We start from the raw sequence: 26,055 nt of genomic DNA on the forward strand, positions 1-26,055 counted from the left end.
TTTCACATGCGTATCGCCATGATCGGCACGGGCTATGTCGGCCTCGTGTCCGGTGTCTGCTTTTCCGACTTCGGCCACGACGTCATCTGCGTCGACAAGGACCCCAGGAAGATCGAGATGCTGGAGGGCGGCACCGTTCCCATCTTCGAACCAGGCCTCGATGATCTGATGAATCGCAACGTCACCGCCGGGCGGCTGTCATTCACGACTGACCTGAAAGCCGCTGTCGATGGCGCGGATGCAGTATTTATCGCAGTGGGCACACCGACCCGCCGGGGCGATGGTCACGCCGATCTGACCTATGTGATGGCCGCCGCCGCCGAAATCGGGCAGGCGCTGACCGGTCATGCCGTGATCGTCACCAAATCCACCGTTCCTGTCGGCACCAACCGCAAGATCGCGGAAGCCGTCCGTGCAGCAGCACCCGACGCCGACTTCGATGTCGCCTCCAACCCGGAATTCCTGCGTGAAGGCGCGGCCATCGACGACTTCATGCGCCCCGACCGCGTTGTCGTGGGCGTGGAATCCGAGCGGGCAGAAAAGATCATGTCCGACATATATCGACCGCTGTATCTGCGGGATTTTCCCATCATGGTCACCGACCTGGAATCCGCAGAGATGATCAAATACGCGGCCAATGCTTTCCTCGCGACCAAGATCACTTTCATCAACGAAATCGCGGCCCTGTGTGAAAAGGTCGGCGCGGACGTCAAGAAGGTGTCCAAAGGGATGGGGATGGACGGTCGCATCGGCAACAAGTTCCTGCATGCCGGACCCGGCTATGGGGGCTCCTGTTTTCCCAAGGACACTGCCGCTTTGGCCCGGATCGGACAGGAACATGCCGTCCCGATGCAGATCACAGAAGCGGTGATACGCGTCAACGAAGGGGTCAAGACCCGAATGCTCGAAAAACTCCGCGACCTGTGCGACGGCAGTTTCAACGGCAAGACCGTTGTCGTTCTGGGCGTAACGTTCAAGCCGAACACCGACGACATGCGCGCGGCCCCCAGCCTGACGATCGTGCCCACGCTGGTCGGCAGCGGGGCGCGAGTTCGGGTCGTCGATCCCGAAGGGTTCCGCGAGGGCGAGGCGTTGCTGCCCGGCGTGGCCTGGATCACCGATCCCTATACCGCCGCCGATGGTGCCGATCTGATCGTAATCCTGACCGAATGGAACGAGTTCCGCGCGCTCGACCTGTCGCGCCTGTCTGCGGCGATGGCTGTCCCGCGTCTGGCGGATCTGCGGAACGTGTATAACCGTGCCGACGCGCTGGCTGCCGGGTTCGAGGCTTACGACGCCGTGGGACGCTGAGGCGGTCGCGATGAAGATCCTGTTCGTCCACCAGAACATGCCGGGCCAATACCGTGAAATGCTGGATTGGCTGGTCGCACAAGGCACGCACGAACTGGTATTCCTGACGCAACGCCGAAACCTTCCCGACATGCCGGGCGTGCGAAAGGTGGTCTACAAACCTCACCACACCCCGGCCAAGAACGCCTATGGTCTGTCCAAGACATGGGAGGAGGCGGTGGGCTATGGATACGCCGCCGCGCAGGCGACCGCCGTTCTGCGGGACGAGGGTTTCGTGCCCGATATCATCCTTGGACACACCGGATGGGGCGAGTTGCTGTTCCTGAAACACGTCCTTCCGGATGTGCCGATCCTGGGGTTTTTCGAGTATTACTACCTGTCCGATGGCGGTCCCGTCGGCTTTGACCCCGATGATCCGCCCGGCGCGGCTTCGTCCTATCTGCTGCAGGCACGGAACGCCGTTCCCAACAGTAATATCCACGCCGTTGATCAGGGGCTGGCACCGACCCGGTGGCAACGCGATACGTTTCCGCAATCGTTCCACGACAAGCTTTACGTCTGCCACGATGGCATCCGCACCGACCGCCTGTTGCCCGACGCGGATGTCACGCTGAACCTTGGCCGCGCGGGGCGTATTACCCGCGACGACGAGGTATTTACCTATCTGGCCCGCAATATGGAGCGCACGCGCGGCTTCCACACCTTCATGCGCGCGCTGCCCGCAATTCAGAAGGCCCGCCCGAAGGCCCGTGCCCTGATCGTCGGCGGATCGGGCACCAGTTACGGAAAGGCCAGTCAGGCCGAGGGGGGGTTCCGGGCGGAACTGGAGCGCGAGGTGGGCCATCTGGTCGACTGGTCCCGCGTGCATTTTCTGGGGCAGGTGCCCTATGCCGACTTTCAGCGCGTCGTGCAGATCAGCCGGTGCCACATCTATCTGACGATGCCTTTCGTGCTGTCGTGGTCTTTGCTGGAATCGATGGCGATGCAGGCAACTGTCGTAGCGTCCGACGTGGCCCCGGTGCGCGAGGCGATCACACATGGCCAGACGGGGCTGCTGGTCGACTTCCTGTCGCCCGACGCGCTGGCCGCACAGGTGAGCGAAGTGTTGGGCGATCCGGACCGTTTCGCCCATCTGGGTCCGGCAGCGCGCGAACACGTGGTGGCGGAGTATGATTTCCTGACCAAGTGCCTGCCCGAGCATGTCGCCCGTATCAACGCGATGGTGCACCCGGACCGACACCTGCAACTCTAGTTGCGTGACCGCCGCCCCCGGCCTATCTGCAAGCGCATGAGCGATGCGACTGATACCGGCCGAGAGGTCTTGCAAACCGAGGCCGCGGCATTATCCGTGTTGGCCGATAACCTTCCCCCCGATTTCGATGCCGTGGTCGACCTTATCGCGACACTGCCGGGTCGGGTCATTGTTACGGGCATTGGAAAATCCGGCCACATCGCCCGCAAGATCGCGGCCACGCTGGCATCCACCGGCACGCCCGCGCTGTTCGTGCATCCGGCCGAGGCCAGTCACGGCGATATGGGTATGATCAGCGGCGACGACGCTGTTCTCATGCTCTCGAATTCCGGCGAGGCGGTTGAGCTGCGGGACATCATTGAACACACGCGCCGCTTCGGCGTGCCGCTGATCGGGCTCTCGTCCAGGCCTTTGTCTACCCTGATGCGCGCCGCCGACCATCATCTGACCATTCCGGCCCTGCCCGAAGCCTGCGGCATCGGCATGGTCCCGACAACATCGACAACGCTGACGCTGGCTCTGGGCGATGCGCTCGCCGTGGCTCTGTTGCGGCGTCGCAAATTCCGCCCCGAGGATTTTGGCGTTTTCCATCCCGGCGGCAAACTGGGTGCACAGATGGCGCGGGTCGAAAAGCTGATGCATACCAAGGTGCCGACCGTGTCCCCCGATACGCCGATGCCGGACGCGCTGCTGACAATGACGGCGGGCGGATTCGGCATCGGGGCTGTCGTCGCCGATGGCGTGTTGCGCGGTATCATCACTGACGGCGACTTGCGGCGCAACATGGCGAACCTGATGGACCGGACGGCTGGCGATGTTGCCACGCGCGACCCGCTGACGGTGCCGCCTGACATGCTGGCTGCCAAGGCGCTTGCGATCCTGAATGAACGAAAGATCAGCGTCCTGATTGTCTGTGACGGTGATGTGCCGGTCGGCATCCTCCATATCCATGATCTTTTGCGGGCAGGTGTCGCATGAAGACCGTTCTGATGATCCCGGCGCGTTATGCCTCGACCCGGTATCCGGGCAAACCGCTGGCCGAACTTCGCCAGAAGGACGGAACGGTAAAGTCCCTGATCCAGATGACCTGGGAAGCGGCATTGCAGGTTGGCGGTATCGATGCCGTTCATGTCGTGACCGACGATGACCGCATCCGCAACGCGGCGGAAGGTTTCGGCGCGTCCGTTCTGATGACGTCGTCCGAGGCCACCAACGGCACCGAACGCTGTGCCGAGGCGTTGGCGCAGGTTGACGCCGACCTGATCGTTAACCTGCAAGGCGATGCGCCGCTGACGCCGCCCTGGTTCGTCGAAGCGCTGATCGACCGAATGAAAGACGATACAACGGCGCAGGTCGCCACTCCGGTCCTGCGTTGTGACCGGCAGACCTACGATATGTTCATAGAGGACCGCAAAGCCGGTCGCGTCGGCGGCACAACGGCGGTGTTCGACACCAATCTGCATGGGCTGTATTTCAGCAAGGAAGTCATTCCCTATATCGCGCCCGGCAAGATCCCCGATCCGGTGCCGGTGTTCCACCACGTCGGCGTCTATGCCTATCGCCCCGACGCCCTGCGCGCCTATATGTCGTGGCCCGAGGGTCCGTTGGAAGCTCGCGAAGGGCTGGAACAGTTGCGGTTCCTGGAAAACGGCGCGACCGTCGCCTGCGTCGAAGTCGACGCCAGGGGTCGCCTGTTCTGGGAATTGAACAACCCCGAAGACATCGCGCGTATCGAATCCGTCCTTGCAGGAGCCTGAGCCATGGATCCCATCGCCTCGAAGGTCATCGACGTCTCCGGCATTCCGGTCGGTGGGTCGCATCCCTTTGCCCTGATCACCGGCCCCTGCCAGTTGGAGTCGCTTGACCACGCCCGCATGATGGCCGAACGGATCGCTGCCGCCTGCGCACCGACGGGCACGCGGTTCATCTTCAAGGCCAGCTATGACAAGGCCAACCGATCCTCGATCGGAACGCAGCGCGGTCTGGGGATGGAGGAGGGCTTGCGCATCCTCGACCAGATAAAGGCCGAGTTCGGCTGCCCCGTTCTGACCGACGTGCATCTTCCCGACCATTGCGCCCCCGCTGCGCAGGTCTGCGACGTGCTTCAAATCCCTGCGTTTCTGTCGCGGCAGACCGATCTTCTGCTGGCGGCGGGCGAAACCGGCCGTGCCATCAATATCAAGAAGGGTCAGTTTCTTGCCCCGTGGGATATGGAGAACGTCGCGGCCAAGGTCGCCTCGACCGGCAATGAAAAGATCATGCTCTGTGACCGTGGCACCAGCTTCGGCTATAATACGCTGATCAGCGATTTCCGTGGCCTGCCGGTGATGGAGCGCACGGGATACCCGGTCGTCTTCGACGCGACGCATTCGGTGCAGCAACCCGGCGGACAGGGCACGACGTCGGGCGGGCAGCGTGAATTCGCGCCGGTGTTGGCGCGGGCGGCTTGCGCAGTGGGGATCTCGGCGTTGTTCATCGAAACCCATCAGGACCCGGACAGTGCTCCTTCAGACGGACCGAACATGATCCCGGTGGACCAGATGGATGCCTTGATCGGCGAACTCCGGTCCTTCGACAATCTGCGCAAGGGCAACTGAAACGCGTCTTGCCGCGTTGGGGTCGAACGTTGAGGGACCTTGCTAATGTTTGAATGGATCGCCGCCGCCATGTCGCAGGGCGGATACCTTGGCGTCGCGTTTTTGATGTTTATCGAGAACGTATTTCCCCCGATTCCGTCCGAAGTTGTCATGCCGCTGGCCGGATTTCTGGCCGCGCGGGGGCAATTCATGCTGCCGATCGTTATCCTGGTTGGCACGTTCGGATCGGTTCTGGGCGCGACATTCTGGTATTGGGTCGGGTTCAGGATCGGTCCGGTCCGTTTGCGCAACTTTGCCGAACGTCACGGTCGCTGGCTCACGATGTCGGCCAGTGACGTGGATGCCGCCACCCTGTGGTTCCAGCGTCACGGAGGACTGGCCGTCCTGATCGGACGCTTCCTGCCGGGTGTCCGCACCCTGATTTCTGTGCCCGCAGGGGTCGCGCGGATGCCTCTGGGTCGGTTTCTGGTTTATACGACGCTGGGCAGCCTTGTCTGGATCGGCGGTCTGGCTGCGCTGGGATACGTGCTGCAATCGCAATACGAAAAGGTATCGGGTTGGATTGATCCGGTCGGAACCGCCGTCCTGATAGGGGCGGTTGGCATCTATCTGTGGCGATTCATCCGACAGTCGGGCACCTAGCGCGGCAGCGGGTTCGTCGCCGCTTTGTAGGCCGACCAGTCTTCGATATCGGGATAGTACTGCCGTCGCCACGCCCGGACCCTGGGGTTCATCATCCGACGCCAGAGCGGCGGTATCATCGCTGCCGCTGTCATCACCGGATAACCGGCAGGCAATTGCGGGGCCTCGTCTTCCGAATAGGTCTGCAACAGGGGAAACGGTCGATCCGGTTTATAATGGTGGTCGGAATGGCGCTGCAGATTGATCAGCAGCCAGTTCGATGCCTTCTGTGCAGAATTCCAGCTGTGGTGCGGGCGCACAGGCTCGTATTTGCCGCCGCCAAGATGGCGCCGGGTCAGGCCATAGTGCTCGATGTAATTCACCAGCTCCAACTGCCAGATCGCCGTTGCCGCCTGCACGAGGAACAGAACAATCCCGACCCAACCGCCCAGCAGAATGGCCAGCAGAAGCATCCCGCCCTGCAACGCAGCGTAGCGCCAGAACGGGTTCGACAGATCCCATGCCGGAAGCGACTTGCGTGCCAGCATCGCCGCCTCGGCTTTCCAGGCGGACACAAGCGATTGACGCAGCACACGGGGAAAGAAGCGGTGAAAGCCTTCGTTATATCGCGCCGTGACCGGGTCGCGCGGCGTGGCGACATAGCGATGATGGACCAGCAGGTGTTCGGAGCGGAAGTGGGAATACAGAACCATCGCCAACAGGATATCGCCTAGCCAGCGGTCCAGCCTGGGTCTCTGGTGCATCAATTCGTGGCTGTAGTTTATGCCGATCGTGCCCGACACGACGCCCATCCCGAAGAACAGCGCCCACATCTCCAATGCGGACAAATGATCGGCGCGGGTAACGTACCAGATCAGACCGAACAGCTTGACGAACTGCACCGGCGCCCAGATCAGCGTAATCGCACGGTACCAGCCCAGCCGCGACCGATCCATGTCCGGGTCGGCATTGCCCTCCTCCAACCCGGCAATCATGTCGAGGATTGTATAGACCACCCAGGCATAGATCGGCATCGCCACGACCCAGACGCCGCCTTGCACCGCACCGACCCAGATGATCGGCACCATGGTCAGCGACATCCAGAAAGGCAGTGCCGCCAAGGGGCGCGCCATTCGCGCCGGGGGGATTGTCGTAATGGTCATCGGTCGCGACAGCTCCGGGCTGTGGTAGCCCCTGAATTCCTGCAAATTTACGCTTCCGGGCGCTTTGGCTCAAGCGTGAGAAGGGAAACGCTACGTCACCAGTTTGTGCGCCTTGGCGAACAGCGTCGGTAGGGCGTCGGGGTCCAGCGCTTCGAACCTGCCCCGGTCCGGGTTGCCGGGGGCCATCGTGGTCAGCACTTTCAGCGTCAGGTGGAAATGCGTGAACGTGTGCCGCACCTCACCGCGTTCCTGCCAATGGGCGTCGAACGGCGCGGCGGGGATCGGCCTGTCGGACCAGTCCGAGGTCGGAAATGCCAGCATTCCACCCAAGAGGCCCTTGGGCGCGCGCGTCTCCACCAGCCAGGTCTTGCCGCGCCGCGCCAGATAGACATAGCCGCGCCGCTCGGGTTTCGCGGCCTTGGGCATCTTGCGCGGCAGGCACTCGGCGATGTCCAGCTTGCGCGCCGCACAATCGTCGCGCAGCGGGCACAGAAAGCAAGCGGGCGATTTCGGTGTGCAGATCGTTGCACCCAGGTCCATCACCGCCTGGGCATGGTCGCCGGGGCGTTCGTCAGGCGTCAGTAGATCGGCCAACACCCGGATCTGGGGTTTGGCCGCGGGCAAGGGCGTCTCGATGGCACCCAGCCGGGCCATTACCCGTTCCACATTGCCGTCGACGACAACGGCACGGGTCTGAAAGGCAATGCTCGCAATCGCCGCCGCCGTATAAGGCCCGATGCCGGGCAGGGTCAGCAGGTCGGTCTCGGATTCCGGGAACTGCCCGTCATGGTCCGCCACCACGGCCCGCGCGCATTTCAACAGGTTCCTGGCACGCGCATAGTATCCAAGACCGGCCCAGGCCGCCATCACATCGGTATCCTCGGCTGCGGCAAGGTCGCGCACCGTGGGCCAAAGCGTCGTGAAGCGGGCGAAATACGCCTTCACGGCAGCTACGGTGGTCTGTTGCAGCATGACCTCGGACAGCCAGATGCGATAGGGGTCCGGAACGGTGTCCGACCCCGGAGGCACACGCCAAGGCAGGTCGCGTGCCTGCGTCGCATACCAATCGCGCAAGGCGTCCGTCCGTCGATCATACATCGTAGAGGTTGTTCCTGTTCCTGATCCTGCCGCTGATGTAGGATGCCGCGACCACAGGAGGAACCCCGCAGCCATGACCCGCTTTCGCAAATCCGCGCGCCGTGTCTCGACACTGGTCGAGCGCGACATCAAGCGCATGGGCGAAAAGCGCGGGTTTTCGGAAACGCGCCTGCTGACGCATTGGGCGGAAATCGCCGGGGCCGATACGGCCACGATCTGCCGACCCGTCAAAGTGGGCTTTCCACGGGGCGGTTTCGGCGCGGTGTTGACCCTGCTGACGACCGGGGCGCAGGCTCCGATGCTTCAGATGCGTCTGCCGCAGATCATCGAACGGGTGAATGCCTGTTACGGCTACCGCGCCATCAGCCGCATCGACATCACTCAGACCGCGCCCACCGGCTTTGCCGAGGGGCAGGCGGAATTCGCGCCAAAGCCCAAACCGCGCGTTCTACCCAGCGAACAGGCCCGAACCCTTGCGCGCGAACAGGCGCAGGGCGTGGGCGACGAAGGATTGCGCCGGTCCCTTGAACAACTGGCGGCCAATATCATATCGAAACAAGGGCTTTGACTGCGCCATCGCAGGCCCGCACGAGGAGACGGACATGATCACACGGCGCAACATTCTGGCGTTGACCGGCATGGGCCTTGTGGCCGGAGGCAGTGTCTTCAATCTGTTGCGGGGCGGGCAGACCGCCCTTTCGGGACTTGTGGGAATTGGTGCGGCCAATGCGCAGGGCACGGCGGTCCAGATCGAGGACATCACTCTCGGTGACGAAAATGCGCCGGTGAAAGTCATTGAATACGCCAGCTTCACCTGCCCGCACTGCGCCAATTTCCACAACGATACCTACAAGGATTTCAAGCGCGATTACATTGATACCGGCAAGGTGCACTTCACCTACCGCGAAGTGTTTTTCGACCGCTATGGCCTCTGGGCGGCGATGGTCGCGCGGTGTGCGGGACCAGATCGCTACATGAGCGTGGCCGACATCCTTTACCGGACACAGCGCGAATGGGCGCGTCAGGGTGATGCCGCCGCCGTCGCAGACAGTCTGAAACGCATTGGCGTGCAGGCCGGTCTGTCGCAGGAGGAGGTGGACGCCTGCCTGAACAATGCCGATCTGGCCCAGAGCCTTGTGTCCTGGTATGAGGCAAACGCAGACGCCGACAATATCCGGTCTACGCCGTCATTCCTGATCAATGGGGAATTGTCCGCAGGCAACATGAGTCTGACGCAGATCGGTACTTTGATCGACGCCGCTGCCAGCTAAACTCCGATCTTTGTGACGCCCAGGGCCGTTCGTTTTTGTAGTCTGCTATTCGTCAAAGGCCGACCTGGTGCAGTGCGGTGTCGAACGGCATCCAGTCCTCCAACACCAACCGGACCGGAACCGTCATCACCCTGCCACGCAGCGCAGCGGGCAGCCGCACGGCGTCCTTTTCCGTCGTCACCGGCTGCGCCGACAGCCTGGCCGCCCGATCTCCCAGACGTTTCAGCAAGGCAGGGCCAAGGGGCTGATGATCGGCCAGCGACGCCGTGCCGCGAATATCGGCCCCCAGATCGCGCAGCGTCTCGAAGAACTTCTCCGGCCGACCGATGCCAGCGAAGGCAAACACCGGCTGGTCCCGCCAGTCCATTCCGGTTGCCAATGGCTCCAGATGCCCACGCAGACGCGGCGGCGGGTCGGGCAGGGCCACATCGCCACGCCCGATGGTCAGCGTCAGATCGGCCCGCGCCAGTCCCGTCGCAATGGGTTCGCGCAACGGTCCCGCAGGAATTACATGCCCGTTGCCGAACCCGACACCGGCATCGACCACCACGATCGAGATATCCTTGACGATGGATGGGTTCTGGAACCCATCGTCCAGAATGATGGCCTGCGCCCCGGCCGCGGCGGCGGCGCGCGCCCCCACTGCTCTGTCTCGGGCCACCCATGTCGGCGCGAAGGCCGCCAGCAACAACGGTTCGTCCCCAGTATCGGCGGCTTCGTGGCGGGTCGGATCGACCTGCACCGGGCCAGTCAGCCGCCCGCCGTATCCGCGCGACACGATGTGCGCCGCTATGCCGCGGGCCGCCAACCGCTCGGCAACCGCGATCACCGTGGGCGTTTTGCCCGTGCCGCCCGCCGTCAGGTTGCCGACGCAGATCACCGGGACGCCGACGGTCACGCCATCTTGCGCCACCCGTCGGGCCGTTCCGGCAGCATAAAGCGCACCCAGCGGCGACAGCAGCATCGCAGCCAGACCGGCAGGGCGCCACCAGAAGCGCGGCGCGCGCATCAATCGACCTCGTCGAGCATTGCCATCAGCAGGTCCATCGCCTTTTCCGTGACCTCCGCGCCTTCGGAACAGACCGCCCATGCGGCATGCGCCATCTTCGCGGCTTCGTCCGGTTCGAGTATCCGTGCTACGGTCTCGCCCAGCGATTGTTCGGACACGACGACCGCGGCCTTTGCACTGGACAGCCTAGCGTAAATGTCGGCGAAATTCTCGACACTGGACCCGTGCAGGATGGCGCTACCCAGGGCCGCCGGTTCGAACGGGTTATGTCCTCCGATCGGCACCAGTGATCCGCCGACGAAGCTGACGGGACAGAGGCGATACCAAAGTCCCATCTCGCCCATCGTGTCCGCGACATAGATCTGGGTGTCCGGTAAAATCGGCTCGTCCGCCGACCGCTGTGCGACCTTCCAGCCGCCCGACCGCAGACCAGCGACGATACCGATGCCCCGTTCGGGGTGGCGCGGCGCGATCACCAGCAGCAGTTTATGCCAGGACCGCAGGGCCAGCTTGTTGGCGGTGGCGGCCATCGCCTCCTCGCCCTCGTGGGTGGAGGCAGCCAACCAGCAGGGACGGCCCGCGATGGCGGCGGCCAAGTGCACCCGCTCCGTCTCATTATGCGGCAGTGCGGCAGAGCCTTCCTTGAGCGTGCCCGTTACCTCGATCCGCGTTTCCGGCAGGCCCAGCGACACAAGGCGGTTCGCGGTTACCTGATCCTGTGCCTGAACGTGACGGATCTGCGCCATCATCTGCCGGGCCGCTTGCCGTGCCATGCGCCAGCGCCCATGCGCGCGATGTGTCATCCGAGCGTTGATCATGACGACGGGAATGTTGCGCTTGCCGCTCTCCAGCAGCAGCGTAGGCCAGATTTCTCCTTCGGCCAGAACGACCAGATCGGGGGTCCAGTGATCCAGAAACCGGCGCACCCACGGACCAATATCCAGCGGCACGAACTGATGCACGGAACGTGCCGGGATCCGGCCGATCAGAACCTGCGCCGACGTCGTGGTGCCGGTCGTGATAAGAAACGACAGGTCGGGCCGTTCCTCGCCCAGGCGGCGGATCATTTCCAGCAGAGACACGCTTTCACCGACACTCGCCGCGTGCAGCCACATCAATGGCCCATCGGGGCGGGGCAGCGACGCAATCCCGCGACGTTCGTCCAGACGAGAGGCATTTTCCTTACCTCTCGCAAGGCGCCTGCGAAGAATGCGCTCGCCGAAAGAGGCGCGACCCGTCAGCATGAGATACGCGCCCAGAAGAACGGATCGTGACATGGTGTCAGCCCGGTTCCTCGGTCGCCGATACGGCAGATTCCTCGTCCTGCAGACGATGGATATGGGCGATGAAATACCGGGCATGGGCGTCGTCCACGGTGCGTTGCGCCGCGCCCTTCCAGGCATCATAGGCGCTGGCGTAATCGGGGAACAGGCCGACGATGTCGATGTTGTCCATGTCCGCGAATTGCGTCGAACTGGGGTTTACCAGCTCACCACCGAAAACAAGATGCAGGCGTTGGACCATATCGGCCTCCTCAAGGTATTGCTTTGTCCTGATCTAGCGTGTCCGCCGGGCAGGGGAAACAGGGACAAGCCGGTTCAGCAGGGCATCCGCAACGACGGGCGTTCCAGCCACGATGCCATCCAATTGGGGATGCGGGTTGTTGAACCGCAGTGGGAGGCCCCGTCTGTCCGCGACCCGCCCCCCCCCTTCGGTCACGATCAGGCCACCGGCGGCGATGTCCCATTCCCAGGTTGGACGCAGGGCGATCATCGCATCGTATTGCCCTTCGGCCACCAGAGCCATGCGGTAAGCCAGCGACGACACGAACCGTTGCAGAACCGGGGGGCGTCCACCGGTCCAATGGGTGTCGTGAAAGTTGTGCTTGCTGCCCAGCACGGTTGCATCGTCCAGACCGGCTCGGCCAGACATCCGGATTGCAACACCGTTCAGCGTCGCACCCTGGCCAGACGCGGCCAGATACAACCGGTTTTTCATCGGAACAAAGATCGCCGCGACGATCGGCACCCCGTTCTCGACCACAGCCAAAGCATGGCTGAAATCGCGGGAGCCGTCGATGAATGCGCGCGTTCCGTCGATGGGATCGACGATGAACAGTCGCGTGGCATCCAGGCGTTCCGGTCCATCGGCGGTTTCTTCGGACATCCAGCCGTAACCAGGTCGCGCGGCCAGCAGGTCGTGACGCAGCATGGTGTCGATTTCCAGATCGGCCTCGGTCACCGGGCCCTGGCCATCGCCCTTGTCCCATGTCTCGGGACCATTGCCGAAATGCCTGCGCGCGATCCGTCCGGCAGCGCGGGCGGCATCGGCCAGAAGCGACAGGTCCGCGCCGAGCGCGGCATCAGCCACCGGCAATCGTCAGCCCTTCGACCAGCAAGGACGGGACCTGTCGTCCGACGTGCCGCCGCGCATCGTTCGCCGGGATCAGCGTCATCAGCATATCGCGCAGATTGCCAGCCACGGTGCATTCGTTCACGGGCCGCACGATCCGGCCATTCTCGACCCAGAAGCCACTGGCCCCGCGCGAATAATCTCCGGTGGTGGCATTGATCGACGACCCGATCATCGAGGTGATCAGAAGACCCGCCCCCATCTGCCCCAGCAAATCCTCGCGCGTGGCATCGCCCGGAGTCAGCCGAACATTGGTGACCGACGGAGCGGGCGGGTTCGATGTGCCGCGCGCGGCATTGCCGGTGCTGGCCATGCCCAGCTTGCGCCCGGTCGCCAGATCCAGCGTCCAGCCCGTCAGCATGCCGTCCGCCACGATATCGCGTGCTGTGACCGGCAGGCCTTCGCCGTCGAACGGTCGGCTGCCCGACATGCGCGGCAAGGTCGGGTCTTCGATCAATGACAGGTGCGCGGGCAGGATCTGCTGTCCCAGGGCATCGCGCAGGAATGTCGCGCCCCGCGCCACCGAAGCGCCGTTCACCGCCGACAACAGATGCCCGATCAACTGACCCGCGACCCGCTCATCATAAATTACGGGAAACGCGCCAGTGGGCGGCTTGGTCGACCCGGCCCGCGCGACCGTGCGTTCGCCCGCGATACGGCCCACGTCTTCGGGGCTGTCCAGATCGGCGCGGTGGATACGGCTGTCACCGTAGTAATCCCGCTCCATCTTCGCGCCCTCACCAGTGATCGCGACGCAGGACAGCGATGTGCCCGTTCGACGATAGCCACCTGCGAATCCGTTCGTTGCCGCCAGATGCACACGCCTGTCGCCATATCCCGCGCCCGCTGCCGACACCTGGCTGACACCGCTCACGGCCAGCGCCGCGGCCTCGGCCCGTGCGGCCATATCCTGCAGATCGGCAGGCGACAGCGCCGGGCTGTCGTCGACCAGATCAAGCCGGGCGACATCCCAATTGCGCACCAGCATATCGGGGTCCGCCAGCCCGATATTGGGGTCTTCCGGCGCTTCGCGGGCCATGGCGACGGCGCGTTCGGCCATCATTTCCAGCGTCGCGGTGCTGATGTCCGAAGCCGAAACGCAGGCCTGCCGCTTGCCGATCAAAACGCGCAGCCCGATCTCAATGCCCTCGGACCGCTCCGCGTGTTCCAGCTTGCCGCGCAGCACATCGACCGAAACCGAGGTGCCGTCCACCGCAAGCGCATCCGCCGCCTCGGCCCCGGCCTTGCGGGCGGCGTGCAGAAGGGCTTCGGTCAGATGGGAGAGATCGGTCATGGCGCAGCCTTCATGGTTGTCCCTCAGGTAGCCTTGCCACCGCCTGCGAACAAGGCCACCGCGCCACATGCAAAACGCCCCGCGTTGCCACGGAGCGCCTGCCTGTCGTCTGATCGACGTTACTTCAGCGGCAGACCATTGGCGCTGATGCCCCCGCCCGGAAGGAACTCGATCGTCGATTCCAGTTGGTCGTCGCCCACGGGTTTCGCGACCGCACCGGCCATGCCCTTGACGAAGGCGGCCTGCTGGACAGGAATGAATCCCAGCGCCACGATCTTGTCGATCAGGGCGAAACCGCCATCCAGTGCCAGGTCGATTTTGCCTACCGGTTCGGGTATGGGGGTCGACGTCGGGAAATCCAGACTGCCCGATCCGCGCAGGCTGGCCCCGGCCAGGGTCAACAGGATCTGGTTGATCGCCAGCGTCTTCAATTCGCCCGGCGGACCTTGCAGGTTCGCCATCGCATCGGGGTTACCGAACAGGTCCACGGACATCAGCGCCGTGCCGTCCAGATCGAGGATCAGCGTGGCGGGGTCGCGCGGCAATTGTCCCGTGGGGTCGAACAGCCCCCAGAGCATATCGTCCACCATGAGATCGCGCAGGGTGACGGTCATGCCGAAGGGCTGCTCCTCGCCGGGCGCGCCGACCGGAATCTGGAAGCCACTGGCAAGTTCGGCCATCGAGATGTTCACCGGAACCGGAAATCCTGGCACCTGGACGACCATATCGCCGCCGGTCGATGTCAGGGAATACGTCAGCGCATCTGCTCCGAGGTCCAGCGTGAGCGTGCCCGCCTCCGACGTGCCATCAAGACGGAACGGGCCATCGGGACCGTCGCCCGCAACCGACAGGGTGCTGCCGCTGTGTGTCATGTCACCGCCATAGGTGACCCCCATATCCGAAAGACCCAGGATGGGACCGGTCGGCGCGTCACCGTAATTTCCGGCAAGATCCGATGTGATTCCGGTCATGCCATAGCTGACGTCGACAGTGCCGCCGGTGTCGTCTTCCATCGCGGCCTGGACCGTCATCGTATCGGCCGCCAGCGTCTGCGAAAAGGCACCGTCTGCGTCCACGTCCGAGCGATAGACCGAGGCGACATTCGACATCGCCACCGTCACGACACCCGGAGAAATACTCTCTTCATCCGCCTGGGCTTCGGTGTCGATCTCGACAGTGATGCTGTCCGCCGCCATGTCGTAGGTCCGGGTGCCATCCTCTTCGCGCGCCACCACAGTCAGGCCATCCTGGATCATGCGCATGGTCTGCTCGATGGACACGCCATCCGTTTCCGTCACGCTGGTGGTTTCGACTGTCGCCGGAATCTCGATCACGACGCTGCCGTCGTCCTGCTCGACCAATGTCAGGGTGCCATAGCCTGCCGTGTTGGTGACCTCGCCCATGACGGTTTCGTATGTCACATCCGTCAGGGTCAGCGTGCCGCCGGAATACTCCTCCGATGCGGCCGTCAGCGTGCCTCCGAACCGGCTGTAGACGTCCTGCCAATCGGACCAGAGGGTCTGGGCATCCAGCGCCCAAGCCTGTGGGGCCGTCGCGAGCAATAACGCGGCCGCACCCGGAATGGTGTATTTCAGCATGCTCAAGGTTCCTCTATCAATGTCACAGATACCAAATCCGACCCCGAAGGCGGGGTCAACAGGGGGAAACCATGCCTGACCTTTCCGCGAAGACCGTTCTGATAACCGGCGCATCGCGTGGCATCGGGGCCGCCGCTGCGCGCGCTTTCGCCGCCAAGGGTGCCAACGTCGCCCTTCTGTCGCGCAGCACCGGGGCCATCGCCGACCTTGCAGGCGAAATCGGCAAGACCGCGCTGGCGATCCCCTGCGATGTCGCCAGCTGGTCGGAAATGGCGCGCGCTACCGACGCCGCGGTCGAGGCCTTCGGCTCGCTGGACGTGGTGATCGGCAACGCCGGTGTCATCGATCCTATCGGCCCCTTGATGGACACCGACCCCGACGACTGGAGTGCGGCGATCGATGTAAACCTCAAGGGGGTCTATCACGGGATGCGTGCCGCCCTGCCGATCATGATGGCGGAAGGGGCAGGCACGATCATCACTATCAGTTCGGGGGCCGCACACCGTGCGTTGGCGGGCTGGTCGGCCTATTGCTCATCCAAGGCGGGCGCAAAGATGCTGACCGAGGCATGTCACGTCGAACACGGCGAAACCCTGCGCGTCATGGGCCTGTCACCGGGTACCGTCGCCACGCAGATGCAGCGCGAGATCAAGGCCTCGGGCGTGGGGCCTGTGGCCGAACTGGACTGGTCCGATCACATCCCGCCCGAATGGGTGGCGCAGGCACTGGTCTGGATGTGTGGCCCCGATGCGGACGAATTTCGCGGCACCGAGCTGTCGCTGCGCGACGAAGGCCTGCGCGCCCGGATCGGCCTGTTGTGATCCGCGCCGACTGCGACGCCGATGTTCTGACCCTGACGCTGGATCGCCCGGACAGGGCCAATTCCCTGACCGCCGCGATGCTGTCGGCCCTGATCGGCCATGTCCGCGACGCCACCGACCTGCGCCTGCTGATCCTGACCGGAACGGGCGCGAAAGTATTCAGCGCCGGGGCCGATCTGGAAGAGGCCCGCGCAGGCCTTGCCACTTCGCCGCTTTGGGAAGACCTGTCATCGGCCATCGCGGCATTGCCATGCCTGACCGTTGCCGCGCTGAACGGCACATTGGCAGGCGGAGCCTTCGGCATGGCACTGGCCTGCGACATCCGACTTTCGGTGCCACAGGCGACGTTCTTCTATCCGGTCGCCAGGCTGGGCTATCTTCCGCAACCCTCGGACCCTGCCCGCATGGCGCGACTGATCGGTCCGGCCCGCACCAAGCTGATCCTTGCGGGCGGCGCGCGCCTCGACGCATCCGAGGCGCTGGCCTTCGGGCTGATCGACCGCATCACGCCCGACCCGGTGGCGGCGGCGCACGACCTGGCTGCCGGAGAGGCTGCGCATATCACGGCCATAAAGGGCATGGTGCCCTGAGCGGGTCGCTAGCGGTCCCGGAGTTTGGCAAAGACCTCCTCCGCCGCCTCCAGCGCACCTTCCACCAGGCCACCGAACTGCGTCGCGATTTCAGTCGATCCCAGGAACAATGCTCCATCCCACAGGTCGGCAAGCGGGCGCGGTAATCCATAGGTCGGATGATGCGTCAATGGCGTCTGATCCAGCGTCGTCGCGGTCAGGGGGTCATTCGCCCAGTCCGTGATCGCAAGGCTCAGCGGCGTCGCGGCCTCCGCCCCGAACAACCGCCCCAATTGCGCCAACGTCGCGTCCCGCAGCGCCGCCTGGTCCCTGCGCGCCGATGCCGGAATACCCATGAATCCGAAAATCGCGCCCGCTCCGCCCTCTTCCGATGCATCGTGGATCTCGACCATCGGACCGCGGCGGCTGTGGGCATCCCCGGACAGTCCTGCCGCCCGCCAGAACGGTTGATCGTATCTTGCCAGCGCCTTGGCATGCCCTGCCATCCACGTGGGAATTGCCTGCATCGCCGTAAGCTCCGCGGTCGATAACTGCGGCGTATAGGTCAAACTTGCGGCCAGCCGGGGCGGAATGGCCAGAACGACCTGATCCGCATGGATCGTCGCCCCGTCGGTCACGATTGAAATGCCCCGCTCGTCCCGCATCAGGCCAGTCGCGTGCACGCCAACCCGCAAGACACCGTCCGGCAGATTTTCGGCCAGCGTTCGGGTCACGGCACCCAGCCCCCCGGCCACTCGCAACGCGCCGCGCATCGACGGCTGGCCCGGCCCGCGATGAGCCGATCCCTGCGCGTCTTCGAACAGCAGATCACCCTGCCAGTGCTGCTCGAATACCTTCAGGCCCAGACGTCCGGTCAGGGCGGCAATGCGCGGCTGCCCCGGCCAGATCCAGGCCGGACCCAGATCGAAGCCGTTCGGCGAATAAATGCGCCCGCCGACCCGTTTCCGACTTTCGATCAGGGTAACGTCGCGCCCGGCCCCGACCAGATGCGTGGCCAGTGCAAGACCGGACAATCCCGCGCCCACGATAAGAATACTGTTCTCCGGCATGCTCTCTCCGGGTTTGTCAGCCCCTGACATGCCCGCGACGCAACGAAATTGCCACCACTGCCTTGCCCCGCCCGGTCACATGCCCGACCCTGCGCCGACCGATGCAGGGAGGCACCGATGACCCTTTACCCTAATCTTCTCGCGCCACTGGACCTTGGCCATGTGACCTTGAAGAACCGCGTGTTGATGGGCTCGATGCATACCAATCTGGAGGAGACGAAGGACTGGAACCGAGTGGCCGAATTCTATGCCGAACGCGCGCGTGGCGGAGTGTCGCTGATGGTCACCGGCGGCATGGCCCCCAGCCGCGAAGGGGGCGTGTTTCCAGGTGCTGCGGGTCTGTTCAACGACACCGATATCGCAAATCACCGTATCGTCACCGACCGCGTGCATGACGCGGGCGGCTTGATCGCGATGCAGATCCTGCACGCGGGGCGCTATGCCTACGGTCCCGAGTGCGTCGGCGCGTCGGACATCAAATCCCCGATCTCTCCCTTCCCGCCCAAGGCGCTGGACGAGGACGGCATCGAAAAGCAGATACAGGATTTCGTCACTGCCACCCTGCGCGCCCGCGAGGCCGGATATGACGGCGTCGAAATCATGGGGTCAGAAGGGTATTTCCTGAACCAGTTCCTCGTGACGCACACCAACAACCGCACAGACCGCTGGGGCGGATCTTACGAAAACCGGATGCGCCTGCCCATCGAAGTCGTGCGCCGGTGTCGTGACGCAATCGGCCCCGATTTCATCATCATCTACCGCCTGTCGATGATCGATCTTATCCCCAACGGGTCCACCCACGCCGAAGTCGTGCAACTGGCCCGGGCGGTCGAGGCGGCGGGCGCGACGATGCTCAACACCGGCATCGGCTGGCACGAGGCACGCATCCCGACCATCGCCACCTCCGTGCCGCGCGCGGCGTTTTCCTGGGTCACAAGGAAACTGATGGGCAAGGTCGGCATCCCTCTGATCACGTCGAACCGCATCAACACGCCCGACGTCGCCGAAGACGTGCTGGCCACCGGCTGCGCCGACATGGTGTCGATGGCGCGTCCGTTTCTGGCCGACCCGGATTTCGTCGCCAAGGCGGCGGCGGGTAAATCAGCGCAGATCGCGCCCTGCATCGCCTGCAACCAGGCCTGCCTCGACCACACGTTCCAGGGCAAAATCAGCACCTGTCTGGTGAACCCCCGTGCCTGTCACGAGACCGAGCTGGTGGTGACCCCCACCGCCACGCCCAAGACCATCGCCATCGTGGGCGCGGGGCCTGCGGGCCTGTCGACCGCGATTACTGCGGCGGAACGCGGCCACACCGTCACCCTCTTCGACCGGGCCGACCGGGTGGGCGGGCAACTCAACATGGCAAAGGTCGTGCCCGGCAAGGAGGAGTTCATCGGCTTCGTCGAATGGTACGAAACCATGCTGGACACCCTCGCCATCGACGTCCGGCTGAATACCGAAGTCACCGCCGACATGCTGGCCGGTTTCGACGAAGTCATCATCGCCACCGGCGTCGTGCCCCGCGATCCGGGCATTCCGGGGCAGGACGACGCGAAAGTCGTCAGCTATATCGACGTGCTGCGGGGCGGGGCCAGGGTGGGCGAAAAGGTCGCCGTGATCGGCGCGGGCGGCATCGGCTTCGACGTGTCCGACTTTCTGGTCCACGACGGTCATTCCGCAACGGAAAACCTGCCCGAATGGCTGACCGACTGGGGCGTCACCGACCCGGCCGAACATCGCGGTGGCCTGTCGCCCGAAGGTCCGCAACCCTCGCCCCCGGCGCGTCAGGTCACGCTGTTGCAGCGCAAGGCCGAGGCTCCGGGCAAGCGGCTTGGCAAGACGACCGGCTGGATTCATCGCATGGGTCTGCGGATGAAGAACGTGAAAATGCTGAGCGGCGTGAACTACGAACGCGTCACCTACGAGGGCCTGATGATCAGCCACGGCGAAGCACGGGAAAATCCGACCGTCATCGAAGCCGACACGATTGTCCTGTGTGCCGGTCAACTGCCCGACCGGACGCTGGTGGATGCACTGGAAGCGCAGGGCGTCAACTGTCACATCATCGGCGGCGCCGACGTGGCTGCCGAGCTGGACGCCAAGCGCGCCATTGATCAGGGGACGCGTCTGGCGGCGACGCTCTGAAGCGCTCCGCCGAATTTCCATCCCGCCGGTCCTGATGACCATTAGGCCGGAATGATGCCGCCGCCCGAAGGCGACGGCGGAGCCTGTCTGAAACCCCGCAGGCGGGTGACAGGATCAAGGCAAGGTTCAGGCCAGTGCCGCCACCAGTTGTTCGCCGACCTTCTCGGCCGACTGCGGGTTCTGGCCGGTGACCAGACGCCCGTCGGTGACAGCAAACGCGGCCCAGTCGTCCTTGCCCTCGAACTTGCCGCCCAATTCACGCAGACGCGATTCCAACAGATATGGAACCTGATCCGTCAGACCGACCGTATTTTCCTCGCTATCGGTAAAGCCGTTGACCCGCAGGCCCGCGACCAGAGGTGTGCCGTCCGGCTTCGTGGCACCCAACAAACCGGCCGGCCCGTGGCAGACCGCGCCGACGACGCCGTCCTTGGCATAAATGCCGCTGACCAGACGCGCGATGTCGTCATTCTTGGCAAAATCCCACATCGTGCCGTGCCCGCCGGGCAGGAAAACGGCATCGTAATCCGCAACGTCCAGCGTCGCGACGGCAGGTGTGTTCTCAAGCTTGGCGCTGGCCGTCGCGTCATCGAGGAAGCGCGTCACCGGGGCGGGCCGCTTGGCCGGATCATCGTCCAGGGAATTCGGGTCGATCGGGGGCTTGCCGCCCTTGACGGACGCGATGGTGATGTCGTGCCCGGCGTCGGTCAACGCCCAGTAGGGGGCAGCCATCTCGTCGATGTAAAAACCGGTGGGGTTGCCCGTGTCGCCCAGTTTGTCGTGCGATGTCAGGATGAAAAGAACATTGGCCATGAAAGTCTCCTATAGCGTGTGTGTGCCCCAACGCTCAGATAGGTCTTCAGGTCCGTTTTCCCAAACGGAAGGAACCGACACCGGGTATCGGTTGGGCAAATGCGTCCCCCGCCCGGATCGGGCCGATGTCGCCCTGTGGCGAGGCGGGGGAAGACGCGCCCGTCAGTTCGACAACCCGCGCCGCTGCATTTCAAGCGGAATGTTGAACAGGCTGCTCCCCAGCGACACGCCCGTCTGCATATCACCCAGGATGACTGTCGTCTGCGATCCGGCATCGTCGGTAATGACCCATTGGCGCAGGGTGACGGGGTTCGGCGTGAAGATCAGCTGGATATTGCCGTATTCGGGATTCGCCGGGTCCTGCAACGTCACGGCGGTCTGTGTGCTGTCGCCGCCGTGCGCGACAACCATGCCCGACCGCCCGAAATTTACATTGTCGGCCAGGATCAGGCTCAGCGGTGTCTGGCTCAGAGGGTATTGCTCGGGCGGTGTGTTGGACACCGGGTCGAAGATCGCGACCTGTCCACCGCCCGCGATGACCAGACCCTTGTTGGGCGCATCATAGTCGAACCGCGCACGCCCCGGCCGCCGGATCGACAGATCCCCGGTCGAGATCGAACCGTCGCCGTTTATCTGCGTGAAGGCCGATTTCGCGGTTGTGAAACTGTTCAGGTAACCGCTGATCTGGTTCACCGGAATTTCCGCCCAAGCGGGCAGGGCAAGCGAAGCGAGCGTGGCGGCAAGAGCAAGGAGGCGCATGTGCGGATCTTTCGGTCGTTGGTGTATGATCGGGCTGACTGAACATATAGGTATCCGCTAACCGAAATCCCGCCGATATCCGATGACGCCCGCGCGATATGCGGATCGCCTATGGCAAAAGTCCGCCGGATCGAAGGGGTTCACCCTGCGCAAATCGGGTATGACGCAGGTAATACCGCTGTAATACGCCTGTCTTACGCCCGGTTTGCGCCGTATCAGGCGTTCGGATCGGGCAGCAGGATATCGCGTTTGCCGACATGGTTGGCCGCCGTGACCGCGCCATTGTCCTCCATCTGCTCCACCAGACGCGCGGCCTTGTTGTAGCCGATGCCGAGTTTGCGCTGAATATACGACGTCGAGCACTTGCGATCCCGCGCGACGATGCCGATCGCCTGATCATACAGCGCATCTTCGTTGCCCGTATTGCCGCCCGTCAGGCCCAGCACCGCATCGATATCCGATGCCGCCCCGTCCTCGGGGCCATCCAGCACGCTGGACGCATAGTCGGGAGGTCCGAAGCTTTTGAGATGGTTGACGATTTCCTCGACTTCTTCGTCGGAACAGAAGGGGCCGTGGATACGTGTGATCTTGGACCCGCCCGCCATGTAGAGCATGTCGCCCATGCCCAGAAGCTGTTCGGCGCCCATTTCGCCGAGAATGGTGCGCGAGTCGATCTTGGACGTCACATGGAAGGAAATCCGTGTCGGGAAGTTCGCCTTGATTGTGCCGGTAATGACGTCGACCGAAGGGCGCTGCGTGGCCATCACAAGGTGAATGCCCGATGCCCGCGCCATCTGCGCAAGCCGTTGGATACAAGCTTCGATTTCCTTGCCGGCGACCATCATCAGGTCCGCCATCTCGTCGACGATGACGACGATATATGGCAGCTTCTCGGGCACCGTTTCCTCGGTTTCGAAGATCGGCTCGCCCGTATTGTCGTCGAAGCCTGTCTGCACGGTCCGGCTGAACATCTCGCCCTTGTCGAGCGCATCTTTCACGCGCCCGTTGTAGCCCTCGATATTACGAACGCCCATCTTCGACATCTTGCGATAGCGCTCCTCCATCTCGCCCACGGTCCACTTCAGGGCGACCACCGCCTTTTTCGGGTCGGTGACGACAGGCGACAGCAGATGCGGAATGCCGTCATAGACCGACAGTTCCAGCATCTTGGGGTCAATCATGATCATCCGGCAGTCTTCCGGCGGCAGCTTGTAGAGCAGCGACAGGATCATCGTATTGATGGCGACGGACTTGCCAGATCCCGTGGTGCCCGCGATCAGAAGGTGGGGCATCTTGGCAAGGTTGGCGACGATCGGCGCGCCGCCGATATCCTTGCCCAGTGCCAGCGGCAGGGCCATGGATGAATCGCCGAAGTCGCGGGCTGACAGGATCTCGCGCAGGACGACCTTCTCGCGGCGCTCGTTGGGCAGTTCGATGCCGATGACGGTGCGGCCGGGCACGGTCGAGACACGCGCCGACAGGGCCGACATCGACCGCGCGATGTCGTCGGCCAGCCCGATCACGCGGGACGCTTTGAGACCCGCCGCAGGTTCCAGTTCATACATCGTGACCACGGGTCCTGGGCGCACCGACACGATTTCACCCTTGACGCCGTAGTCATCCAGGACCGTCTCCAGCATGCGGGCATTTTCTTCCAGCGCCTCGTCCGACAGATGATGGCGTTCTACCGTGGACGGGTCCGCCAACAGGTTCAGCGGAGGCATTTCGTAGGTTGCGGCCTTCTCCTCGAATTGCAGGGCAGGCTGTGCTTCGGCGCGGGCCTGCCTGGACGGCGACGCGGGCCTGGCGGGGGCCTGCACTACCGTCCGAGACGGAACCTGCCGGGCCGATATGTTGGTCGATTGCTGCACGGTCGCTTCGATCAGCGCATCTTCGGACAGATCCGGTGCTTGCGTGAAATAATCTCCTCCGATCGCCGAGGGCTGCGCGGGCGCCGCTCCGGTCAATGTCGGTTCGACCCGCTTGCCACCCTCCGGCGACTGGTCGCGCGCGGCAAGTGCATGGCCGGAGTTCAGGGCCTGCGAAATGTTAGCGCGGCGCACACGGGTGCGGACGGCATTGGCGATGCGGGCACGGACGCGGTCGTCCTCGGGGCCGTCGTCCTGGCCGATATCATCGTCGCCGTCGTCCATCGGGTCGGCCATGGTGCGCTGTGGCAACCACGACATCAGGCTGCGACGGGGCGCAGGAGCGACATCATCATAGACATCTTCGTCTTCATATCCGGTCTCCGCGCGGGCGGCGCGGGCCTGGCGCAGGGCAGTGGCCCCTTTGAGGGTGCCGACGGCGGCCCCGCGCGCGGCGGTGCCCGTGATGATCTTGATCAGATGGATCGCGTTGCCCAGACCGTTGAGGAAAAATATACCCGCCTTCGTGATATCTTCCCGTGTGCAGCCCAGCACCCAGGCGCCGGACACAAGGGACCCGGCGGCTAGGATCAGCGACAGCACCTTCAACCCGATACTGGCCGTGATTGGCAGGATCGACAGCAGCGCACCCAATGCCGTATCGCCGAACAAGCCTCCCAATCCGAAATCATGTGTCCACCCCGGCCCCGGCACCAGCGATGCACTGTAGAGCGACAGGATCGGAACCCAGCCCATGACAAACAACCCGCGCGGCAACGCACGTTCCGACCCGGCGTGCAGGGCAAAGCGCAGGCCCCAGACGATCAGACCGCCTGACAGGCCTAGCGCGCCATACCCAAGGATCAGGTAGAGCGGGGCCGCCAGCGACGCCCCGAACACGCCCAGCCAGTTGCGCGGCGGTGCGTCGGTCGCGGCCAGCCAGTTCGGATCTTCCGGGTTATAGGTCAGCAGAATCACCGCCAACAGCACTCCAAACAGCACCATCAGAACGCCCAGCCCCTCGCGTCCGCGCCGCGCCAGCGTGATCTGCATGTTCTGGTCCAGAAGAGGGTCGCGTTGCCGCACCTGATACGCCATGGGGCCTCCTTAACCGTAAAGACAGTCGCGCAGCCGGGTCAGGCCGTCGATCGTCTCGTCCAGCGGGCCGACAAGGGCCGCGCGAATGAATGATGTGCCGGGGTTTCCGGCAGGTGTGTCACGGGCCAGATAGGCACCCGGCAGGACCTTGACGCCCGTCCCGGCCCACAATTTCAGCGTGGCCTGCTCGCCATCGTCAACAGGCAGCCACAGGAAGAACCCGGCGTCGGGGATATCCATGCCGGGCAGGATCGCCTTGGCCGCCTCGAACTTGGCGGCATACAACGTGCGGTTTTCCTCGACGTGCTCTTCTTCCGACCATGCCCGCGCGGCGGCCATCTGCAAGGGCAGGGGCAGGGGCGCACCGGCATAGGTGCGAAGCTGTTTCATCCGGGCGATATTCTTCGGCCCCGATACCGCGAAGCCCGACCGCAATCCGGCCAGGTTCGACCGCTTGGACAGCGAGTGGAACGCCACGACCCGTTCCGGATCGGCCCCGGTGATGCGGACCGCTTCCAGAATGCCGACAGGCGGCTGACCGCGATAGATTTCGGCATAGCATTCGTCGGCGAAGATCATGAAATCGTGTTTGTCCGCCAGACGCAGCAGGTTCGACCAGTATTCCAGCGAAGCGGTCGCCCCCTGCGGGTTCGCGGGCGAACAGATGTAGACCACCGCCGTCCGGTCCAGCAGGCCTGCGTCCAGTGCGTCATAATCGGGAAGATGGCCGGTTTCCGCTGTGGCGTTGATGTAAACCGGCTCCGCGCCGACCGACAAGGACGCTACAGCGTAGACCTGATAGAATGGATTCGGCGTCAGGATCGCAGGGGTCAGGCCGTTCTTTGTTTCGGGACACAGTGCCATCGCGGCATTGTACAACCCTTCGCGCGTGCCGTTCAGGGCAAGAATTTCGCGTTCCGGATCAGCTTTATATCCATATCGCCGCTTCAGCCACGACGCGCAGGCCGACAATAATTCGGGCGCGCCGTCGTTTGGCGGATAAGACATGAACAGCGGAGCATATTCGGCAATGACCTCGCCCACGAAGGCGGGCGGCGCATGGCGCGGGTCGCCGATGGTCATTTGAACAGGGGCATTGCTGCCGGGCGACAGGTCGCCAAGCAACGTCCGCAAGCGCGGAAACGCATATTCGGGCAGTTCGGAGAACCGCTGCGGATAATTCATGCCTGTAGCCTCGTGACGGATGCTCTGACGGCCCCGTTTGAATCAGGATAGCAAAGGGATGCGTCCAGGGTCCAACGAAAACCAATCGCGGTGTCTCGGGT

Annotated in this window: 24 protein-coding genes; 11 read left to right on the forward strand and 13 right to left on the reverse strand. The window is 63.8% G+C overall.

Annotated elements, in window-relative coordinates:
• Nucleotides 1–6: 6 nt before the first annotated feature.
• Genes AC13C2_RS16850 through AC13C2_RS16875 form a run of 6 tightly spaced genes read left to right on the forward strand, consistent with a single transcriptional unit; the run spans nt 7 to nt 5,802 of the window.
• Nucleotides 7–1,311, forward strand: a complete 1,305-nt coding sequence (locus AC13C2_RS16850; protein WP_482887525.1) for a UDP-glucose dehydrogenase family protein — start codon at nt 7–9, stop codon at nt 1,309–1,311.
• A 10-nt stretch (nt 1,312–1,321) separates the two neighbouring features.
• On the forward strand, nt 1,322–2,563 hold the full coding sequence (locus AC13C2_RS16855) for a glycosyltransferase family 4 protein (RefSeq protein ID WP_482887526.1): 1,242 nt from the start codon (nt 1,322–1,324) through the stop codon (nt 2,561–2,563).
• A 36-nt stretch (nt 2,564–2,599) separates the two neighbouring features.
• The gene (locus tag AC13C2_RS16860; RefSeq protein WP_092759165.1) at nt 2,600–3,541 is read left to right on the forward strand and encodes a KpsF/GutQ family sugar-phosphate isomerase; all 942 of its coding nucleotides are present in this window, start codon (nt 2,600–2,602) and stop codon (nt 3,539–3,541) included.
• A complete protein-coding gene (locus tag AC13C2_RS16865) occupies nt 3,538–4,320 on the forward strand; it encodes a 3-deoxy-manno-octulosonate cytidylyltransferase (protein ID WP_482887527.1) in 783 nt (260 codons plus the stop codon). The genes AC13C2_RS16860 and AC13C2_RS16865 overlap by 4 nt, the downstream gene beginning before the upstream one ends.
• Nucleotides 4,321–4,323: 3 nt before the next feature.
• Nucleotides 4,324–5,160 (forward strand): 3-deoxy-8-phosphooctulonate synthase, encoded by an 837-nt coding sequence (gene kdsA / locus AC13C2_RS16870; RefSeq protein ID WP_482887528.1) that lies wholly within the window; start codon nt 4,324–4,326, stop codon nt 5,158–5,160.
• 45 nt (nt 5,161–5,205) lie between these two features.
• Nucleotides 5,206–5,802 carry a DedA family protein gene (locus AC13C2_RS16875; protein WP_092759159.1) on the forward strand — a complete coding sequence of 199 codons (597 nt, stop codon included), beginning with the start codon at nt 5,206–5,208 and terminating at the stop codon, nt 5,800–5,802.
• Here AC13C2_RS16875 and AC13C2_RS16880 read toward each other — a convergent pair.
• Both AC13C2_RS16880 and AC13C2_RS16885 read right to left on the reverse strand, forming a co-directional pair.
• Nucleotides 5,799–6,944, reverse strand: coding sequence for an alkane 1-monooxygenase (locus tag AC13C2_RS16880; protein WP_482887529.1), 1,146 nt, complete (start codon nt 6,942–6,944; stop codon nt 5,799–5,801). The two genes, AC13C2_RS16875 and AC13C2_RS16880, sit on opposite strands and share 4 nt — an antisense overlap.
• 90 nt (nt 6,945–7,034) lie before the next feature.
• Nucleotides 7,035–8,042 (reverse strand): A/G-specific adenine glycosylase, encoded by a 1,008-nt coding sequence (locus AC13C2_RS16885; protein WP_482887530.1) that lies wholly within the window; start codon nt 8,040–8,042, stop codon nt 7,035–7,037.
• A gap of 73 nt (nt 8,043–8,115) precedes the next feature.
• On the opposite strand from AC13C2_RS16885, the gene AC13C2_RS16890 reads away from it, so the two are divergent.
• Both AC13C2_RS16890 and AC13C2_RS16895 read left to right on the forward strand, forming a co-directional pair.
• The gene (locus tag AC13C2_RS16890; protein ID WP_482887531.1) at nt 8,116–8,610 is read left to right on the forward strand and encodes a DUF721 domain-containing protein; all 495 of its coding nucleotides are present in this window, start codon (nt 8,116–8,118) and stop codon (nt 8,608–8,610) included.
• Nucleotides 8,611–8,644: 34 nt separating this feature from the next.
• Nucleotides 8,645–9,313, forward strand: a complete 669-nt coding sequence (locus AC13C2_RS16895) for a DsbA family protein (RefSeq protein WP_482887532.1) — start codon at nt 8,645–8,647, stop codon at nt 9,311–9,313.
• A 52-nt stretch (nt 9,314–9,365) separates the two neighbouring features.
• Here the strand turns inward: AC13C2_RS16895 and lpxK are convergent, their stop codons facing one another.
• The 6 genes from lpxK to AC13C2_RS16925 all read right to left on the reverse strand — a co-directional run bounded on the left by lpxK (nt 9,366) and on the right by AC13C2_RS16925 (nt 15,626).
• Complete coding sequence (gene lpxK / locus AC13C2_RS16900; RefSeq protein WP_482887533.1) at nt 9,366–10,322, reverse strand: tetraacyldisaccharide 4'-kinase; 957 nt, start codon at nt 10,320–10,322, stop codon at nt 9,366–9,368.
• Nucleotides 10,322–11,599 (reverse strand): 3-deoxy-D-manno-octulosonic acid transferase, encoded by a 1,278-nt coding sequence (locus AC13C2_RS16905; protein WP_482887534.1) that lies wholly within the window; start codon nt 11,597–11,599, stop codon nt 10,322–10,324. The genes lpxK and AC13C2_RS16905 overlap by 1 nt, the downstream gene beginning before the upstream one ends.
• A 4-nt stretch (nt 11,600–11,603) precedes the next feature.
• Nucleotides 11,604–11,846, reverse strand: a complete 243-nt coding sequence (locus AC13C2_RS16910) for a DUF4170 domain-containing protein (protein ID WP_092759147.1) — start codon at nt 11,844–11,846, stop codon at nt 11,604–11,606.
• Nucleotides 11,847–11,879: 33 nt separating this feature from the next.
• On the reverse strand, nt 11,880–12,692 hold the full coding sequence (locus AC13C2_RS16915) for a 3'(2'),5'-bisphosphate nucleotidase CysQ (RefSeq protein WP_482887535.1): 813 nt from the start codon (nt 12,690–12,692) through the stop codon (nt 11,880–11,882).
• Entirely contained in the window at nt 12,685–14,028 is a 1,344-nt protein-coding gene (locus AC13C2_RS16920; protein WP_482887536.1) for a TldD/PmbA family protein, read from the reverse strand. The genes AC13C2_RS16915 and AC13C2_RS16920 overlap by 8 nt, the downstream gene beginning before the upstream one ends.
• Nucleotides 14,029–14,147: 119 nt before the next feature.
• Complete coding sequence (locus AC13C2_RS16925) at nt 14,148–15,626, reverse strand: hypothetical protein (protein WP_482887537.1); 1,479 nt, start codon at nt 15,624–15,626, stop codon at nt 14,148–14,150.
• 71 nt (nt 15,627–15,697) lie between these two features.
• On the opposite strand from AC13C2_RS16925, the gene AC13C2_RS16930 reads away from it, so the two are divergent.
• Both AC13C2_RS16930 and AC13C2_RS16935 read left to right on the forward strand, forming a co-directional pair.
• The gene (locus tag AC13C2_RS16930; RefSeq protein ID WP_482887538.1) at nt 15,698–16,447 is read left to right on the forward strand and encodes an SDR family oxidoreductase; all 750 of its coding nucleotides are present in this window, start codon (nt 15,698–15,700) and stop codon (nt 16,445–16,447) included.
• Nucleotides 16,444–17,037, forward strand: coding sequence for an enoyl-CoA hydratase/isomerase family protein (locus AC13C2_RS16935; protein ID WP_482887539.1), 594 nt, complete (start codon nt 16,444–16,446; stop codon nt 17,035–17,037). Before AC13C2_RS16930 ends, AC13C2_RS16935 begins: the two co-directional genes overlap by 4 nt.
• An 8-nt stretch (nt 17,038–17,045) precedes the next feature.
• Here AC13C2_RS16935 and AC13C2_RS16940 read toward each other — a convergent pair whose 3' ends face one another.
• Nucleotides 17,046–18,086, reverse strand: coding sequence for a flavin monoamine oxidase family protein (locus AC13C2_RS16940; RefSeq protein WP_482887540.1), 1,041 nt, complete (start codon nt 18,084–18,086; stop codon nt 17,046–17,048).
• Between the two features lie 117 nt (nt 18,087–18,203).
• Here AC13C2_RS16940 and AC13C2_RS16945 point away from each other — a divergent pair, with 117 nt between their 5' ends.
• Nucleotides 18,204–20,231 (forward strand): FAD-dependent oxidoreductase, encoded by a 2,028-nt coding sequence (locus tag AC13C2_RS16945; protein WP_482887541.1) that lies wholly within the window; start codon nt 18,204–18,206, stop codon nt 20,229–20,231.
• Nucleotides 20,232–20,357: 126 nt separating this feature from the next.
• Here the strand turns inward: AC13C2_RS16945 and AC13C2_RS16950 are convergent, their stop codons facing one another.
• From AC13C2_RS16950 to AC13C2_RS16965, 4 genes are all read right to left on the reverse strand, one after another.
• Complete coding sequence (locus AC13C2_RS16950) at nt 20,358–21,044, reverse strand: type 1 glutamine amidotransferase domain-containing protein (protein ID WP_092759131.1); 687 nt, start codon at nt 21,042–21,044, stop codon at nt 20,358–20,360.
• A 162-nt stretch (nt 21,045–21,206) separates the two neighbouring features.
• Complete coding sequence (locus tag AC13C2_RS16955; protein ID WP_339645817.1) at nt 21,207–21,803, reverse strand: LolA family protein; 597 nt, start codon at nt 21,801–21,803, stop codon at nt 21,207–21,209.
• A 215-nt stretch (nt 21,804–22,018) separates the two neighbouring features.
• Nucleotides 22,019–24,769: a DNA translocase FtsK gene (locus AC13C2_RS16960; protein WP_482887542.1), complete on the reverse strand. Its 2,751-nt coding sequence runs from the start codon at nt 24,767–24,769 to the stop codon at nt 22,019–22,021.
• Between the two features lie 9 nt (nt 24,770–24,778).
• Complete coding sequence (locus AC13C2_RS16965; protein ID WP_092759125.1) at nt 24,779–25,954, reverse strand: aminotransferase class I/II-fold pyridoxal phosphate-dependent enzyme; 1,176 nt, start codon at nt 25,952–25,954, stop codon at nt 24,779–24,781.
• Between the last annotated feature and the right edge of the window lie 101 nt (nt 25,955–26,055).

It is taken from the genome of Jannaschia sp. L-14R (assembly GCF_056857695.1).